This is a genomic window from Staphylococcus sp. HMSC059F04 (genome assembly GCF_001812565.1).
Taxonomy (GTDB): Bacteria; Bacillota; Bacilli; order Staphylococcales; family Staphylococcaceae; genus Staphylococcus; species Staphylococcus lugdunensis.
In genome coordinates, this window is the sequence record NZ_KV809464.1 from 1 (window position 1) to 17,238 (window position 17,238).

Annotated in this window: 15 protein-coding genes and 1 pseudogene; 5 read left to right on the top strand and 11 right to left on the bottom strand. The window is 33.2% G+C overall.

Translation table 11 applies throughout. The features are described 5' to 3' along the window. Positions 1–270: 270 nt before the first annotated feature. The 4 genes and pseudogenes from HMPREF2864_RS02660 to HMPREF2864_RS02675 form a co-directional block, all read right to left on the bottom strand. Complete coding sequence (locus HMPREF2864_RS02660; RefSeq protein ID WP_002460263.1) at positions 271–615, bottom strand: DUF4889 domain-containing protein; 345 nt, start codon at positions 613–615, stop codon at positions 271–273. Positions 616–818: 203 nt separating this feature from the next. Further along, entirely contained in the window at positions 819–1,247 is a 429-nt protein-coding gene (locus HMPREF2864_RS02665; RefSeq protein WP_002478713.1) for a pyridoxamine 5'-phosphate oxidase family protein, read from the bottom strand. Between the two features lie 62 nt (positions 1,248–1,309). Further along, positions 1,310–3,415: pseudogene (rsp, locus tag HMPREF2864_RS02670) on the bottom strand (AraC family transcriptional regulator Rsp). A gap of 739 nt (positions 3,416–4,154) precedes the next feature. Further along, complete coding sequence (locus HMPREF2864_RS02675; protein WP_002492829.1) at positions 4,155–4,538, bottom strand: YbgA family protein; 384 nt, start codon at positions 4,536–4,538, stop codon at positions 4,155–4,157. Positions 4,539–4,694: 156 nt separating this feature from the next. Between HMPREF2864_RS02675 and HMPREF2864_RS02680 the strand changes: the two genes are divergently transcribed. After that, on the top strand, positions 4,695–6,137 hold the full coding sequence (locus HMPREF2864_RS02680; RefSeq protein ID WP_002478716.1) for a sucrose-specific PTS transporter subunit IIBC: 1,443 nt from the start codon (positions 4,695–4,697) through the stop codon (positions 6,135–6,137). A 154-nt stretch (positions 6,138–6,291) separates the two neighbouring features. On the opposite strand, the gene HMPREF2864_RS02685 is transcribed toward HMPREF2864_RS02680, so the two are convergent. Further along, positions 6,292–7,233 carry a magnesium transporter CorA family protein gene (locus HMPREF2864_RS02685; RefSeq protein ID WP_002460258.1) on the bottom strand — a complete coding sequence of 314 codons (942 nt, stop codon included), beginning with the start codon at positions 7,231–7,233 and terminating at the stop codon, positions 6,292–6,294. Positions 7,234–7,301: 68 nt separating this feature from the next. Continuing rightward, on the bottom strand, positions 7,302–7,916 hold the full coding sequence (locus tag HMPREF2864_RS02690) for a TetR/AcrR family transcriptional regulator (RefSeq protein ID WP_002460256.1): 615 nt from the start codon (positions 7,914–7,916) through the stop codon (positions 7,302–7,304). A 156-nt stretch (positions 7,917–8,072) separates the two neighbouring features. Here HMPREF2864_RS02690 and HMPREF2864_RS02695 point away from each other — a divergent pair, with 156 nt between their 5' ends. From HMPREF2864_RS02695 to HMPREF2864_RS02710, 4 genes are all read left to right on the top strand, one after another. Then, the gene (locus tag HMPREF2864_RS02695) at positions 8,073–9,350 is read left to right on the top strand and encodes a YhgE/Pip domain-containing protein (RefSeq protein WP_002478717.1); all 1,278 of its coding nucleotides are present in this window, start codon (positions 8,073–8,075) and stop codon (positions 9,348–9,350) included. A 329-nt stretch (positions 9,351–9,679) separates the two neighbouring features. After that, complete coding sequence (locus HMPREF2864_RS02700) at positions 9,680–10,108, top strand: MarR family winged helix-turn-helix transcriptional regulator (RefSeq protein ID WP_002460253.1); 429 nt, start codon at positions 9,680–9,682, stop codon at positions 10,106–10,108. 100 nt (positions 10,109–10,208) lie between these two features. Next, complete coding sequence (locus HMPREF2864_RS02705) at positions 10,209–11,567, top strand: MATE family efflux transporter (protein ID WP_070544966.1); 1,359 nt, start codon at positions 10,209–10,211, stop codon at positions 11,565–11,567. Positions 11,568–11,751: 184 nt separating this feature from the next. Further along, positions 11,752–12,198: a DUF2871 domain-containing protein gene (locus HMPREF2864_RS02710; RefSeq protein WP_002460251.1), complete on the top strand. Its 447-nt coding sequence runs from the start codon at positions 11,752–11,754 to the stop codon at positions 12,196–12,198. Positions 12,199–12,469: 271 nt separating this feature from the next. Here the strand turns inward: HMPREF2864_RS02710 and HMPREF2864_RS02715 are convergent, their stop codons facing one another. From HMPREF2864_RS02715 to HMPREF2864_RS02735, 5 genes are read right to left on the bottom strand one after another with little or no spacing between them, the layout of a single operon-like run. Continuing rightward, complete coding sequence (locus HMPREF2864_RS02715) at positions 12,470–13,102, bottom strand: ATP-binding cassette domain-containing protein (protein WP_070544967.1); 633 nt, start codon at positions 13,100–13,102, stop codon at positions 12,470–12,472. Continuing rightward, complete coding sequence (locus HMPREF2864_RS02720) at positions 13,089–13,862, bottom strand: ATP-binding cassette domain-containing protein (protein WP_070544968.1); 774 nt, start codon at positions 13,860–13,862, stop codon at positions 13,089–13,091. The genes HMPREF2864_RS02715 and HMPREF2864_RS02720 overlap by 14 nt, the downstream gene beginning before the upstream one ends. Next, entirely contained in the window at positions 13,829–14,596 is a 768-nt protein-coding gene (locus tag HMPREF2864_RS02725; protein ID WP_070544969.1) for an ABC transporter permease, read from the bottom strand. The genes HMPREF2864_RS02720 and HMPREF2864_RS02725 overlap by 34 nt, the downstream gene beginning before the upstream one ends. After that, positions 14,586–15,545, bottom strand: coding sequence for an ABC transporter permease (locus HMPREF2864_RS02730; protein ID WP_070544970.1), 960 nt, complete (start codon positions 15,543–15,545; stop codon positions 14,586–14,588). The genes HMPREF2864_RS02725 and HMPREF2864_RS02730 overlap by 11 nt, the downstream gene beginning before the upstream one ends. Next, positions 15,538–17,100, bottom strand: coding sequence for an ABC transporter substrate-binding protein (locus HMPREF2864_RS02735; RefSeq protein ID WP_070544971.1), 1,563 nt, complete (start codon positions 17,098–17,100; stop codon positions 15,538–15,540). Before HMPREF2864_RS02735 ends, HMPREF2864_RS02730 begins: the two co-directional genes overlap by 8 nt. Between the last annotated feature and the right edge of the window lie 138 nt (positions 17,101–17,238).

Genomic DNA, 17,238 nt, shown 5'->3' on the forward strand with positions numbered 1-17,238 from the left:
GGCTACATCTTATCCCCCTAAAATGATAACGAGCAGTACATTATCTAATACATAAGAGAAAGACAATTTCTATCAAATAATTATAATAGAAATTGTCTTTTTTACATTGTTTAAGAACTTAATGTCCCAGACCCCGGCTAGATTGACTAGGATTGAATCAGCATATTTTCAATCCAGTCAAGGGCTCCAGCTAAGTATGTGCTGAACCAATTACAACTATTGGGGTTCAGTATACAATCAAGCTGGGGATTTATTGTATTCTATGCAAAATTAATGATGCATATGTTTCATGTCGTGAATTTTCATCATTAAACCGTGTGGAATATCATCATGTTTCACTTTAGATACACGAGAGAATTCGTCTGAATTTTCATTTTTAACAAGCAAGACAAAATCTCCTTTATGAACGTTTGCATCTGTGTCTTTTGGAAGTTTGACATTTTTTTCTACCTTTTGGTCTTTTTCACTAACCATTTTCTCAATTGTTGTATCATTTTTCATAATACCGTAATACGTATCTTTCTTAGCGCCAGTCATCATGAGAACAACTAAAACAACGCAAGCAATAAGCATTACTACGATTAATGTAATTCCTAATCCCTTTTTACTTTTCATGTTAGAATCTCCTTTATATATTGTTATTTTATTTATACAAGACCTGCTCAAAGAATGCAATATTGAATTATTTTAAATCTGACTTAAAATTTAAAAATGTCAAAATTTGATAACATGTTTATGCTTTAATCAGTAAATACAAAAGGAAAGCTTGTTTGTCTTATATTTCAAGATAACAGGCTTTCCTTTAATTGTTAATTCGCTTATTCGGATAAGTCCAGTGTTGCTGGGGTATCTAAATCAGGATCATTCATTAATTTAATTGTTTTAGGCGTCACTTTTAAGACACATAATTCAGGATCATCTTTAGAAGAAAAGAAACTTTTATCTTGTGTTTCCCATAGCCAATCAATCGTTTGTTGGTCTGTTACAACTTCGATGTTGGCATCAATTTCTACGAAGCTACGCTGTTTCGTATCGTTATATCCTAACAAGATATAGGCACGAGGATTATTTTGTATTTCAGCTACTTTGATTGAATTAATATTAGTCTTAGTGTATAGCTCAAGGCCATCATTGTAAAATACCATGTATCTACTGTTTGGCTGATTATGATAGGCCGTAGAAAGTACGCCTACTTTAGAAGTGTTTAAGACATCAGTCATCTCTTGTATTGCTTGTGCTTTATCCAAATGAATCATCTCCTTAATAATGGTATTGCCCAAAATAATTAGAAATAAACGTTGATCTTTACTTAGGTTGGCTTGATACACAAGTATTTGACTTCATCGTGCTTTAATGTAATTTCTCGCGTTTCATGCTGTATTTGCTGAATATATAATTCAGTTTTAGGATAGTTACTGCGGTCTAAATGTTTCAAAATATGCTTTTCTATATATCGTGGATTATTATCTTGAGGTAATAAGTTGGCTATCATGCCATGCTCGTGATTTAATGTCTGCATAATGAATTGTGTTTGCGTATTTAACCGGTTATTTAATTTGAAAATTTGTTTATTGTCTGATAAATAACGGTCATTTATTTTATTAAAGATTAAAAAGTGATAATCCCCATCTTTACGACTTAACATATAATTATTTGTAATTTCGATCGGTTCATTCATAAAAGCAGCAACAAATTGATATAAGTGCATAATCGGTTTCAAACTACCATATTTGTTAAATAGAGCAATGTCAAGGGAGTCATCTTCAAAGAGACGATAACAAATACCACCGCCATATTTCATCAATTGTGTAAGATGACAAACTAAATCAGATAATTGTAATGGAAGACTTCCATTATTCGTATATTTAAAGCACCGCTTTGAGAGGTGACTATACACAAATTTATAAGAAGGTATTTGTGATTCTTGTATAAAGCGCAAATAGTTTTCAAAATGCGTTGCTGTATGTGTGAAACCTTTCGTTTTATCAACAAGTAAATTTTTGATGTTGGTATTCTCTATATCAATAAAGTAAAAATGAAAGTTCATTCTGTGCATTAAGTCATACGTCTCCTGAACTGTTTTAAAATGACGCAGTAAACCATCTATGATAAGGCCATATTTAATATTTTTATGTTTATTTTTAAGCTTTAAATGTGCAAGATGGATATCGTGTGGTGTCATGGATGCACTATCAAATATCAGCATAAACTTAACTTGTTTCAGATGTTTCTTATAATCTTGTGTGTCGTTTAAGAAATTTAAAATCATTTGATACACACTATCAAATTGTTGCTTACTTTTAATGGTTAACGCTAAGCTGATGTTCTTATCAAACAACTTTTCAATACTTAGATTGAGTAAATTTTGATTTAAATGTTGCATCCAATCATTAGACAAGTCATTGATTAGCACAGTAGGATGCGGTAAATACGATAAGTCAATATTGTAATATTCATTGAAAAGATAATGAAAGAGTTCATTAAACGTGTTGAAGCGAATAAAAGCAGTTGCAGTTTGTGTCTGTTGTTGTGGTTTGAAATGATCAATATGAATATTAGTCGTTTCAATAGCTAATTGTTCAAGTCGTGTATTTTGATTAATATAGGACAAAAGATGATCTGGAATAGCTTGAGTAAAATGTAATTGTGGTTTGTCCACAATGTTTTGCAGTCGGATACGAAATTGTTTTGGACTAAAGTTTAAAAACTTTTTAAATTGATTTGTAAAATTAGTATGGCTTGTAAAACCAATTTCTGTCGCTATTGCACTAATAGAATAACGAGTTGTTAACAGCAAATGAAGTGCGCGACATAGTTTTAACGTTGTGTAATATTCTTTGAAATTCATATGCAAATAACGACCGAAAAGATTTGAACAATAAGATTCGGAAATATTACAATGCTGTGCGACATCACTTAAAGTAATATAAGATAACACGTGCTGATTGATAAATGTTAACGCCTTAGTGAAACTCGGATGATTGACTGACATACGAGGTGTATATAAAGATGGATGCTTCACTACTGCTTCTTTAAAAAGTGTTTGGATAATCTTTGATATCGTATCATCATCGTCAATCTCATCACTAACATGCTGATGGATACGATTAAATAATAGTGATTTAATGTACAAGTTTGATTGCAACAGATGTCGATCAAAATAGTGATAAAAGAATTGAGTATCTTTCATATAAAAATACACGAGTGGAATGCGAAGTTCTACGATATTTTGACCTTGTTCAGTATTAAATATATCTCCATGGTTAATGATGGCGATATGATTGTCCAAGTCAAAGGTCTAGCTATTTATTGTCATGCGAAGTTCATTAGTTAATGAAAAAAGTAAAATAATTTGATTAATGTTGCGCGAGGGAGCGCTTGATAAACGTTCATGTATTACTAAATTGCAAGTCATTTAATATGGTCTCCTAAAATAAAATTCGTGTACACGCAACAAGAAAAAGTCATGTTTTGTGAATAATATTTGCTATTATAGCGGAAAGAAACCTAAATAGTAATAGTAAATTTTAAAAAAATATAGCAAATTTCATGAAAAATAGCTTAAAATTTTCAGTTTTGCACAACTTAAAAGTCGAATTAGAAATATGGTGTTTACATTTTGGAAATTTTTAATAGGTTGCAAACATGCTTTTTTGTGCATAATAAAGATATCAATTTGAATCAAATTGGTAATGTGATTTAACACAATAGCACCTATGAACAACAGCAATGAACAATGTCACGAACCTGTTACGACAATTGACATCGCAAATCATCATGTAATGTATATGGCAACAGAAGCAGGCTTATAGTTATTATTCAATTAAATGACGTCACATATTTTATAGAACAAACATCATAGAATAACATCATGAGACGTTGTCATGATTGTAGAATGACTTATGCATCACATACACAGAATCAGCAGCAGAGAATAGCTTCTAGCGCAACCTAATCATTAAGTATAAGTAGTAATAAGATATCATTACAGTTGTCAATACTCCCCAGACATAGATGTTAATGTATCGTCAGCGGTTCATATTTATAAACGAATTTTCTATATGGTTTACTTCTTCTTAATTCAATATTGTTTATTATAGAAATTTTGTGTTAAATAACAGCCCATGGATATCCAAAGCGCCCTTATCAAAATATTATTGATGAGGGCGCTGTTGTAATATATGACTCTGTTGTAAATAGTGTACATGATAACGGTCAGCTAATGATTTTATAAATGTTAATAACACATCAAATGACACTTGCTGTTGTTGAAAAGCGTGCTTTAAGTATTGTGCATGTTGTTTTTCTGTGTCAGTTGCTTTGGATTTAAAATAGCCCCACATATGATCGTAGCAATTAATCATACTTCCCATTGTAGGGGATTGTGACAGTGCTTCATTGATTGCTGATTCAACCTCAGCATAAGTTGGTGTTGATTTAAGCATTGCACGTATATGATTATAATGTTGTTGACTATGCATCATCACATGATATTTTTCTTGGCGCCATAATTGTTCGATTTTACCACGTGTTTTCATCGTATCGACTCCTTACATTAGTTATAGCATTTTTATCCATATTTAAAAGATTTAATTAGTTAAAATTTTGTGGCAACTATTGCTTTTGTAATTGTATGCGTTTACAATAAAAGTGAGTTATTGGAACCGGTTCTATTTTTAAAGGAGGCATCTTGCATGAATTATAAACAAGCGGCACAAGAAATTCTTGAAGCTATAGGTGGTGAAGAGAATTTAGAAGCCATGGCACACTGTGCAACTAGGCTCAGACTCGTATTAAAGGATGAAAGTATTGTTGATGAAGCGAAATTGGGACAAATGGATGTAGTGAAAGGTACGTTTTCAACAGGCGGACAATATCAAATTATTATTGGGTCAGGCACCGTAAACCATGTGTTTGCTGAACTAGAAAAAATAACAGGAAAAGAAGCTTCAACAACTTCAGAAGTTAAAGAGAAATCTGCTAAAAATTTGAATCCACTACAACGTTTTGTCAAAATGTTATCTGATATTTTTGTTCCGATTATTCCAGCGATTGTTGCTGGCGGTTTATTAATGGGGATTAATAATATTTTAACCGCGCCAGATTTGTTCTATAAAGGTCAATCGCTTATTGAAAAGCATGACCAATTCGCTGGTTTAGCAAGTATGATAGATATCTTTGCCAATGCACCATTTACGTTATTGCCAATTTTAATTGGATTTAGTGCAGCTAAACGCTTTGGTGGAAATCCATTTTTAGGGGCAGCGTTAGGGATGATTTTAGTACATCCATCATTGATGAGTGCCTATGATTTTCCAAAGGCAGTGGAAGCGGGAAAAGCGATACCACATTGGGATATCTTTGGATTACATATTAATCAAGTAGGTTATCAAGGCCAAGTATTACCTATGTTATTTGCAGCTTATATTTTAGCAAATATTGAAAAAGGACTACGTAAAGTCATTCCAACGGTATTAGATAACCTATTAACACCTTTATTAGCTATTTTATCAACAGCATTTTTAACATTTTTATTTGTTGGACCGATTACACGTCAGTTAGGCTATTGGTTATCTGATGGTTTAACATGGTTATATGAATTTGGAGGTGCGATTGGTGGCTTTATCTTTGGTTTATTCTATGCTCCAATCGTTATTACAGGCATGCATCATAGCTTTATTGCTGTTGAAACAACACTGATTGCAGATGTGAAAAATACAGGAGGTTCATTTATCTTTCCAATTGCGACGATGTCAAACGTGGCACAAGGTGGTGCAGCGTTAGCAGCTTTCTTTATTATTAAACAAAATAAAAAATTAAAAGGTGTAGCATCTGCTGCTGGAATTTCAGCGTTACTTGGTATTACTGAACCAGCCATGTTTGGGGTTAATTTAAAATTAAGATACCCATTTATTGGAGCAATTGTTGGCTCAGCCTTTGGAGCAGCTTATATTTCATTCTTTAAAGTTAAAGCCATTGCGCTTGGTACAGCGGGGTTACCTGGATTTATTTCAATCAGCGCATCTCATAGTGGATGGTTACATTACTTTATTGGAATGGTGATTTCGTTTATCATCGCAGCAGGGCTGACTATTATATTATCACGTAGAAAAGCTTATCAAGACGTTAAATCATAGAAAATTGTTTAAGACATAAATATAACGTCTTAAAATTACAACGCCAAAAATGTTTTCATGTGTCGTATTGTAAATAGAAAACAGCAGTAAGATAATTTCTAATTGAAAATCATCTTACTGCCGTTTTTTTCGGATTTATGTCCTAACCTGTTTATTATATTTTTTGTTTGCGCCATAAAAAGATGCCAACAATTGTGACTAAAATTAATGATACGACTATAACGATAATCCAAGAGGCGTAACTGTGATCGTCAATCGGTAACGGGACGTTCATACCAAAGAAGCTAAAGACTAAAGTTGGTAAGGTCAGTAATACGGTAAACAACGTTAAAGTTTTCATAATATTGTTCATTTCATTAGACAACAATGAAGCATATGACGTGGTAATACTTTCTAAAATACGTGTATACAATTCTGTTGTTTCAATCGCTTGATTGTTTTCAATCATTAAGTCTTCTAATAAATCTTCATCTTCTTCAAAACGTTTAATCGCAGGTAAACGGAATAATTTTTTGATAATTGTATCATTTCCTTTTAATGCAGCTAAGAAATAAACTAAACTTTTCTCAACTTCCATCAAATTATATAGTTGACGATTCGTAATATTATTTTTCAATTCACGTTCAATGCGAATTCTTGATTTGTTCAACAAACGCAAGTTGCGATTATAATGATTCGCAATGGTTAATAATATATTTAAAGCAAAACGACTATGGAATTTCAGATTAATATCTTGTTGTCGCGCAAAATGTTCTAAAAATTCATTTTCAGCATCACAGACAGTCATAATGATGCCATTTCCAATAATAATACCTAGTGGAATCGTGACAAATGACAGCACACGTCGATTGGTTGAATTGACAATAGGTAAGTCAATAATAATTAGTGAATAACCAGAGTCTTCGTCATACTCAATACGTGCACTTTCTTCTGCGTCTAAAGGGTCACGTATAAAGTCTTCGGGAATTTGATAACGCTCAATTAGCGCATCTGCCTCATCACGGTCAGGTTCTACAACGTTAATCCAAGAAGGTGCGTGGTCCAAATCTGTTTCTACTATTTCATTTTGTGTTAAATGTTTGTATGCTGCAATCATACTTACTGATTCCTTTCAATATTACTTACTAAGTTGTTAATACTTTACCACACTTTAACTTTTTGTGCTCAATCATGTTGATGCATATGATGGCGATGTTCTGATAAAAGACGTAAGGGGCCATTGTAGACAATTTTATAAATATATAAAATCAGTTCATCCACAGGCAAGCGTTCGGGGTCTTGAACCCAATACTTCATTACCGAAATCGTGGCACCGGACACATACCTATAGAAATACATTTCGGGTATGCCAGCGATAACATGGTCTACACTCAAATAATTTTGCATGTTTTCTTTGAATAATGAATTCATTTTTTCTTCCAAGCGACTTGTACGGTCTAATTTTAAAATTGTGCGATAAAAGTTGATGTTACGATCAATATGATGAAAAATAGTAGTTAGTACATTTTTAATAAATAAGCGTCCCGTTTCTTCAGCATCGTTACCTAAGACATTGTAAAATTCTGTTACATTGGAAATTTCAGCGATACATTCATTTTCCATTTCATCTAATAGTAGATACTTATCTTCAAAGTGTAAATAAAAGGTCCCCCGATTAATATCGGCACGTTTGGTAATATCTTGTATCGTAATTTTTTCGATTTCTTTTTCATTTAACAAATCAATAAATGCTTCTTTAATGGCAGATTTAGTCCGTCTAATGCGACGATCTTCTTTCACGATTACTGAAACCTCCTAGTTATAAGACAAATTGAATGAATGTGTTCATTAACGTACACTTTGTCATACATTGCTTATTGTTTATTTGTTCATACCTATTATAATAAACAACGTGATAAATATTCAACACGTTGTTTTATAAAGGAGGTAAGTTTGATGAATATTTTTAAAAGCAAATTATTATGGATTGCGCCTATTGCAGGGATTTTACTATTAATCATCTTTTCATTAGCGTTTTATCCAGCATATAATCCAAAACCTAAAGAAATGCCTATCGCAATTGTTAATCATGATGAAGGTATTAATATACAAGGTAAAAAAGTAAATATTGGAGATAAATTAGAAGATAAATTATTAAATAGTGACTCAGACACCATTAAATGGGTTAAAGTTAAAAATGAAGCAGACTTAAAGCAAGGCATGAAGGATGAAAAATATTACGGTGCTGCTGTCTTCAATAAAGACTTTTCTAAAAATGCGATGAGCAAAACGCAAAAGATTGTGATGGATAGTAAAAAAGCAGAAATGAAAGAAAAGGTTGCATCTGGTGAAATTCCACCACAAGCTGTGCAACAAATGCAGAAAAAGATGGGTAACCAAAAAGTTGACGTGAAACAAGCTCAATTTAAAACGTATGTCAGCCAAGGTTCAAGTTTGCAAGGTTCACAATTGGCTAATAGCGTTTTAACGAAAATGGGGCAAAATATTAACCAACAAATTACAAAACAAAGCATTAATACTTTGGAACAACAGCATGTTGATGTTAAAGCAAGTGATATCGAAGGATTAACGAATCCAGTAAACGTGGATAGTCATACAGTAAATAAAGTGAAAGACCATCAAGGTGGAGGTAATGCACCATTCTTAATGTTTATGCCAGTATGGATAGGCTCATTAGTTATTTCTATCTTATTATTCTTTGCCTTTAGAACGAGTAATAACTTTGCAATTCAGCATAGAGTCATCGCTTCATTTGGTCAAATGATTATGGCTGCGGTATCAGCATTTGCTGGTAGCTTTGCTTATATTTATTTTATGAAAGATGTACTTGGCTTTGACTTTGATCATCCTGTGCGTATTGCAGTGTTTGTAGGTTTGTCAATTCTTGGATTTGTAGGATTGATTTTAGGTGTGATGGTGTGGTTAGGAATGAAATCAATACCATTATTCTTCATTCTAATGTTCTTTAGTATGCAAATGGTCACATTACCAAAACAAATGTTACCTAAAGGCTATCAACATTATGCTTATGATTGGAATCCGTTCACGCATTACGCCACAAGTTTGAAGGAATTGATTTATTTAAATCATCAAATCGAATTTTCAACAACGATATGGATGTTGATTGGCTTTATGATTTTTGGAGCGATTTCAAGTTTAGTTGCAGCTTTAGTGAGAAAACACAGTACAAAACGTACCGAAGTACCATCATAAGATATTAATACATTTACAATATAAAATTTGAAACGCAAAGTGCAGTGATTAGCATTTTGCGTTTCTTCGGAGCGGGACAGAATGGATTATGAATTTATAGTCCCCCCCGGCAAGGTTGACTAGGATTGAAAAAGCTTGGTATAAGCGTATTTTCAGTCCAGTCAACTACTGCCGAAATCTAGTTCATAGCCTAAAACATAATGATGTCCCTAATGGGCATTCGGCAACAGTTGAATATAAACTGAAAATTTAAACTTTAATATATCGGTTGACTATTTTAAAAAAGAGCGTATGATAATCGTTAGATATCTAACTAATGAGGTCATAATATGAATTATACGTATCAATATTTAATCAGAACACTCGCACATGAGATGAAACGTTATGCTGATCGTAAGCTTGATGAGTATGGCATTACACAAGAACAAAGCCATACACTAGGCTATCTATATCGTCATCAACATGATGGGATTTCACAACAAGATCTTTCTAAAGCCTTTAATCGTAAAGGCGCTACTGTTAGTGCAACAGTAAAGAATTTGGAAAAGATGGATTTGATTTATCGTACGGTTGATGCACAAGATTCAAGACGTAAAATATTACGCTTAACGACAGAAGGAACAGCTTTTGTAGAATCATTTATCGGTATATTTGATGAAGTTGAACAAAAAATGTTAGAAGATTTTTCTGATGTTGAAAAGCTACAATTACAAAATTACTTTAAACGAATGTTAAACAATTTAGCAATAGAGTCATAATAATAAGTGATACATGGCTATCATGGTCACTTTAAATTTTAAATATATAGTTAGATATCTAATTATTAGATATCGAATTAATTTAAGGGAGAATTTGAAAATGAAAGACGAACAAATATATTATTTTGAACAAGCACCCATATTTAAATCTATGATGCACTTTTCATTACCTATGATGATTGGTTCATTATTAAGTGTGATATATGGTATTTTAAATATTTACTTTATTGGATTTTTAGATAACAGTCATATGATTTCTGCAATTTCTTTAACAATGCCGATTTTTGCTTTGTTAATGGCTTTTGGTAATTTATTTGGCGTAGGTGGGGGAACGTTTATTTCTCGTATGTTAGGTGCGAAAGATTATAGTAAAAGTAAAGTGATTAGTAGTTTTTCAATATATAGTAGCCTTATATTAGGTATTATTGTAGCTGCACTTGCCTTTCCATTTACAGATCAAATCGCACAAGTGTTGGGAGCAAGTGGAGAGACTGTACACTTTACGAGTTCTTTTTTGAAAGTGATGTTTTTGAGTTCACCAGCTGTCATATTATTCTTTGTGTTAGAACAATTTGCTAGAGCAATTGGTAAACCAATGATATCTATGGCAGGTATGCTTTCTAGTGTGGTATTAAATATGATTCTAGACCCTATTTTAATCTTTGGCTTTCATTTAGATGTTGTAGGAGCTGCTTTAGGAACAGCAATTTCAAATGTTGTAGCTGCATTATTCTTTATTATTTATTTTGTAGTAAAAAAGGATATTATTTCAGCAAATATTAAAGAAGCGTTGCCAAGCAAAGAAGTTATGGTTGATATCTTTAAAATCGGTATTCCTGCTTTCTTAATGGTTGTTTTAATGGGTATTACAGGACTTATACTCAATTTGTTTTTAGCTAAATATGGTAACGAAGCGATTGCAAGTTATGGTATTTCATTTAGATTAGTACAATTTCCTGAACTTATTATTATGGGCTTAGCTGAAGGTGTTGTACCGCTTATTGCTTATAATTTTATGTCAAATAAAGAACGAATGAAACATACGATTGAAGCGGTTGTACTTTCAATTGGTGTGATTTTCGCAGTAAGCATGGTTATCGTGATGTTGTTTGGTACATCAATTGTTCAACTATTTAGTACCGATATACACATTGTGGCTTTAGCAACCTTTATGTTAAAAGTAACGATGACATCATTATTACTAAATGGTATTGGTTTCTTATTCACTGGGATGTTACAAGCGACAGGTCAAGGGCGTGGTGCGATGATTATGGCGTTAGCACAAGGACTTATTATTATTCCAGTGCTCTTTGTGTTAGATAAATACTTCGGTTTAACAGGTGTAGTATGGTCATTACTTGTGGCTGAAACAATTTGTTCATTGTTAGCTATGTTCATTGTTTACTTATCACGCAATCAACTTACCATTGATAAAAGTGCATTAATAGAAGCAGAGTAGTAAAGTGTAATCAGGGGCATGATTCCTAGAAAAATAGCCAGTAAATGATTTTTATGATTTCATTTACTGGCTTCTTTATTGTAAAAAAAGAACAGTCTGGGACATAAAAGTGGAACATTCTTTATTTTGTCACTTTAAAGAAATTCATTTTATTTTATAATAAGAATGTGAGGGAGGATTGAAGATGCGCAGATTACTTTATGCATTTTTAACGTATATGATTGTAGGTTTATTAAGTGGCTTTTACTATCGGGAATTGACAAAAGCATATAACTTTACTGGTGATACACAATTATCAGTCGTACATACACATACATTGATTTTAGGCATGTTCATGTTTTTAATACTTATTGGGCTGGAAAAAGTCTTTCAATTAAGTAGCTATTATTTATTTAATTGGTTCTTTGTAATTTATAATATTGGCGTATTGACTACAATTGGTATGATGGCTACAAAAGGTTCATTCCAAGTCATGGGTAAACATGTGCCGGAATCATTTTCAGGCTTTGCAGGAATGGGGCACACTGGTATGTTGGCCGGCTTATTATTACTCTTTTTCTTATTGCGTCAGGCTGCCTTAACAGAGCCCAAAGCAGAATCTAGAACAGGACATAAAACAGACAAACATTAATCAAGATAAATGCAATAATTTAGAACATAAATCGTTTTAGAGTTAAAGAAAAATGGCAATTTCTATTGAAATAATATAGAAACTGCCATTTTTGTTATGCATTTTTTAATTAGTGTTGTGTATTTAATTATACGTAGCGTCTTATTTTTCAAAATAAATGTATTTCGTATTGTGACGAGAATACTGGGTAGGTCATGACAGTCGACGATTTAGTACTATCAATATACTGCTTTGATATCTATAAAGTCATTTTCATACCATATTCAATTGCTTACGCATGTGCAATTTCTAAATGTTTACCTGGAAGACTGTTTAATAAATAAGGATCGTGTGTGATAACAATGAGTTGCAAGTCTTTCATTTCCCGCAACATTTGTAATATCAATTCTTCATTAATGACATCTAAATTTGTTGTCGCTTCGTCCAATATTAAGATATCGGGATTAACTAGCAATGCTTTAGCTATCCATAAACGTTGAAATTGGCCGCCACTTAAGTGGCTTACTCTTTTGTTTAGTAAATGATCATCTATTTTACATTGTCGCATTACTTGATGCAGTCGCTCTGAATGTTCACTAACAGGTATATCAAAGTGTTTCAAAGGTTGTTTAAGTATCCATGCCACTGACTTTAAAGGGTCTAAAGTACTTGCATTATACTGAGGCACATATTGAATGTATTTCATCCATTCAATGTCAGAGACGTTACCTAGAACTAAGTTGTCATAACTGACACTACCGTGAAAGTTTTTATCTAGACCTGCTATGATTTGAGCTAATGTAGACTTACCACTCCCGCTTACGCCGCTAATGATTAAATGCTCACCATTACCTACAGTTAAATCGAAGTTCGTGAATATTTGTTTGTCAGAATACGATTTTTTTAATTGCTTAATCTGTAACATATTGTGTTCTCCTATTTGCTAAGTCAATTAACTTTTGAGTATATGGATGTTGAGGGGACGTTAAAACCTCTTTAGAGGTACCACTTTCAACGATTTGTCCCTCGTACATCACGCTGATATGTGTTGCATAATCTATGACAAGTTCTAAATCATGCGTAATAAATAGAATTGTCATACCATGTTGTTGTATCACATGATGTAATAAAAGCATTAAATGATTTCGATTATCATAGTCTAATGCACTTGTTGGTTCATCAGCAATGAGAAATTTGGCTTCTCGTACAATAGACATAATTAATGCAATGCGCTGTGCCATACCACCGCTAAGTTGAAAAGGGTAGTAGTCAAGTAATTTCGAGTTGTTTTTGAGACCAAGATGATTAAATTGGCGTTCAACAAAGTGATGCTGTTCTTGTCTTGATAATTTAGAATGTACCGAGTCAAACAAGGCATCGAAATGTTTTTGGATACGCACATTTTGAAAGAAATTACTATTTGTATCTTGGAACATTGCATCCGTATCTTCAAGGTTAATGTCCACTTGTCCAGTGTAGTGAAGCTCAGGTTGTAGCATGTTTAGTGCGGTGCGCGTCAATAAAGATTTACCACTGCCACTTTCACCTACTAAACAATGAAAACTACCTTCTTTAACTGTTAAATTAAGCTGTTTTAGTAAAGCAGCTTTATGATGATAGACAGAGACATCTTGCAAATGTAATAGTGACTTTAATGAATGAAACGACGGTTGAGATACTGACATATCAATGCGAAACCTCCTAGTAAGACACCTGGGAAAAAGAATAACCAAGGTGCAGAATAGAAATAACTCTTACCATCATAAAGGATGGCGCCTAACTCAGGTAGGGGTGGCTTAACGCCTAAACCTATAAATGCTAAACCAGAAATACTAAGCATTAATTTACCGAAATCTGCAGTAACTAAGGCCATCACATTGCTTAATAAATGAGGTACAATATGATAGATAGTTGTTTCTATCTTAGATAAACCGCTCAATGGCGCATATTTGACGAAAGGTTGCTTTTGCGCATCGCGTGCTAAATTTCTAAAATAACGTAAATAACGTCCTAGCCAGCCAATAATTAAGGCGAAGCATAAGCCAAAAATAGAATTATTCATAAATCCAAGTACAACGAGGGCAATTATAATGGCTGGTAAAGCAATTAACATATCAGCAAGGGCCATCATGATGGAATCAAACCAGTGACCAATCATTGCTGACAATAAACCTAGAATAAGGCCTAGTATCACCGTACCAATTAAGATAAACGAGGTTAATCCCAATGTGACCATACTTCCTACAAAGAGACGAGTTAAAAAGTCACGGCCTAAATGATCTGTCCCTAGCCAATGTGACCAAGTGGGTGGCATAAGTGCTGCTGTTTGATGAATCATATTTGCTTGATCATATAATAGATAGGTAAGCATGATTAGAATTAAAATAATGACAGGCCATATCCAGTACTTAATTTTCATATGTTATATGGCCTCCTAACGTTTTAGACATTTTTAGTCGAGGATCACTTTTTTCAAGTAAAATATCTCCAAAGAAATTGAGAAGTAAAATAATGAATATAATCATCATTAAGATACCTTGAATTAAAGGATAATCACGCATATTTATACCATTGATTAATAATTTTCCTAAACCAGAAATACTAAAAATTACTTCTAAAATAATGATACGACTAAATAAGTGAATGAAATTGTTAATTGTAATCGTCAACAACGGTGCTAAAATTTCTTTCAGTTGTAAATAAATACGATCTTTTAATTTGAAGTGACGTAATTGAGCTAATTGATAAGGTTGACTATATAATGTTTGTTCAAAAAGGTGGCTGCTTAATAAAATCATATGGCTCCCTTCAACGAGTACTAAAATCGTAATCGGAAGTACAAAATAAGCCCAACTATTACTTCCTACAAAAGGGAATAAGTGCCACTTTACGCCAAAGTAATAAATAAAGATAATCGCTAACCAATATTCAGGTAATGATGCGATGATTTGAGCAATACGTGTAGTGACTTTTGACCATAGGTGATTTGGATGATTCCCACATATGTATCCAATAATATAACCAAGTGGAAATAGAATCATCGCTGACCCTAAAATTAATTTAAGTGTTGGCGCAGTTGCTTTGATAATTCGTTCAGTAACGGGTTCACCATTGCTAAAGCTTGTTCCTAAATTACCAGTACAGGCATTGCCAACCCATTGAACATAACGAACGGGCAAAGCTTGGCTCAAGCCAAGTTTATCTTGCGCAAACTTGATGCGTTCTTGAGTAATTTGAGCAACACCATGTTCATGTAAATATTGAATCGCCGGATTGCCGGTTGTGTTTTCTAACAGAATAAATAGTATAAATGAAATAATGAGCAAATAAATCATTAGTTTAATGATGTGTTTAACGATATTAATCATGATTTGACACCTTCAATTTATCAAAGTTTATAGGTGCGTCCGTTTGTCCAGAGAAGTCGAAATCTTTAATCTTAGGACTCGTAACAAATGTTTCATTAGGGTATGCGATAGGTACAGCAAGATATTGGCTGTCAATATAATTAGACAATCGGTTAAAGGCTTGTTGCTGTTGATGCGTATTAATAATTGTAGGAAATTGTTCTATCATTGATGTTAATTTCTGATCATCCGCAAAAGCCCCTGGCTGTTTACCATTTTGTTTAAAACGTGCATTCAAGAAATTATAAGGCATCAACCCATTCGTATAACTACGATAATAGATAAGATCGAAGTCTTTACGTACCGTCAATGTTTCATAATAGGTTTGTGCATCTAAGACATTAATATCCAACTTAATGCCTGCTTTTTTCAATGCTTGTTGCATGATTTCAGCTTTCATTTTCCATTCAGGAAATTCGTCTGTTTGAAGGGCGAGTTTCAGTGAAAGTACTTTACCGTCCTTTTCGAAGTAACCATCACCATTTCTTGTATAACCTAATTGCTTAATCAAGCGTTGCGCTTCAGCTGGGGCATACGTATGGTCATTTTGATTAGCATTATTTACATATTGCACGCAACTTTGGAATAAACCTTTTAACGTTTTATTTGAAGAAAGATGATTGACATTGATAACCTTACTTATTGCTTCGCGCATCTTTTTATCTTGTAATACTATGTTAGTTGGATTGAAACCCATAAATTGCGTTTCAGTGCTTGGATATTTATGTACGGTTAAATGCTTGTTACGATAAGATTCCTTAACTTGTTGCGGTGTCATCTGACCTAATGCGCCACCAGTAATGTCAATGGAATGACTTTCAATCGCTAGATGTCTTGAATCACTATCTTCAATCGATTGAAAAGTAAGACGATAATCTAATGGATGGCCATTACGATAATATTTATTGGGTTTAAACGTCACCGTCTCATTTGTCGAACCGGCTACTTTGAAAGGCCCAGTGCCGATTGCTTTCTTAAATTTACCAGTTATTTTACCGCCTTGAACTGCATGCGGACTCATTACACGCAGTGGTCTAATCTGGGTAAGCTCTGGTAACACTTGGTTAGAAGGCTTTTTAAGTTTAATCTCCACAGTATATTTATCTTTGACAGTAATGGATTTGAGTTTATCCAACGTTTCCATAGGATCTGTCTTATCAGTTGCTTTGGCTCTTTCTATTGAAAATTTGACTGCTGATGCATCAAAGTTAGATCCGTCATTAAATTTTACATGCTGTTTTAAATGAAAGGTATAATCTTTACCATCATTTGATACGTCCCATGATTTAGCTAGTCCAGGTTCTATTTTGCCATTTTCACCATATTTTACGAGCGATTGATACACTGCACTATACACTGGCATAGGTACATCAAATCCTTGTGCATCAAGTTGATTAGGATTAAATTCTCGTGGTAGTGACAATGTTACTTCTTTATTATCACGGTGTTGATACCCACAACCACTTAGGATGAGTACAGCACACATGGAAAGTGAAAACAACATGTGCTTTTTCATTATTTAACCTTCTTTCGATTATATTGATATAGAGTTGATATAAGCAGGGAACGGGAAAAATTCATTATGAATTCGTAGTCCTGCTCCGCCAAGGTTGACTAGGTTTGATAAAGCTTGGTATCAGCGTATTTTCAATCC

Bases quoted from the DNA above. Each gene is read 5' to 3' on its own strand.
- HMPREF2864_RS02660 (WP_002460263.1), bottom strand. From the start codon at position 615: ATGAAAAGTAAAAAGGGATTAGGAATTACATTAATCGTAGTAATGCTT.
- HMPREF2864_RS02675 (WP_002492829.1), bottom strand. From the start codon at position 4,538: ATGAAAACACGTGGTAAAATCGAACAATTATGGCGCCAAGAAAAATAT.
- HMPREF2864_RS02680 (WP_002478716.1), top strand. From the start codon at position 4,695: ATGAATTATAAACAAGCGGCACAAGAAATTCTTGAAGCTATAGGTGGT.
- HMPREF2864_RS02685 (WP_002460258.1), bottom strand. From the start codon at position 7,233: ATGATTGCAGCATACAAACATTTAACACAAAATGAAATAGTAGAAACA.
- HMPREF2864_RS02695 (WP_002478717.1), top strand. From the start codon at position 8,073: ATGAATATTTTTAAAAGCAAATTATTATGGATTGCGCCTATTGCAGGG.
- HMPREF2864_RS02700 (WP_002460253.1), top strand. From the start codon at position 9,680: ATGAATTATACGTATCAATATTTAATCAGAACACTCGCACATGAGATG.
- HMPREF2864_RS02705 (WP_070544966.1), top strand. From the start codon at position 10,209: ATGAAAGACGAACAAATATATTATTTTGAACAAGCACCCATATTTAAA.
- HMPREF2864_RS02710 (WP_002460251.1), top strand. From the start codon at position 11,752: ATGCGCAGATTACTTTATGCATTTTTAACGTATATGATTGTAGGTTTA.
- HMPREF2864_RS02715 (WP_070544967.1), bottom strand. From the start codon at position 13,102: ATGTTACAGATTAAGCAATTAAAAAAATCGTATTCTGACAAACAAATA.
- HMPREF2864_RS02720 (WP_070544968.1), bottom strand. From the start codon at position 13,862: ATGTCAGTATCTCAACCGTCGTTTCATTCATTAAAGTCACTATTACAT.
- HMPREF2864_RS02725 (WP_070544969.1), bottom strand. From the start codon at position 14,596: ATGAAAATTAAGTACTGGATATGGCCTGTCATTATTTTAATTCTAATC.
- HMPREF2864_RS02730 (WP_070544970.1), bottom strand. From the start codon at position 15,545: ATGATTAATATCGTTAAACACATCATTAAACTAATGATTTATTTGCTC.
- HMPREF2864_RS02735 (WP_070544971.1), bottom strand. From the start codon at position 17,100: ATGAAAAAGCACATGTTGTTTTCACTTTCCATGTGTGCTGTACTCATC.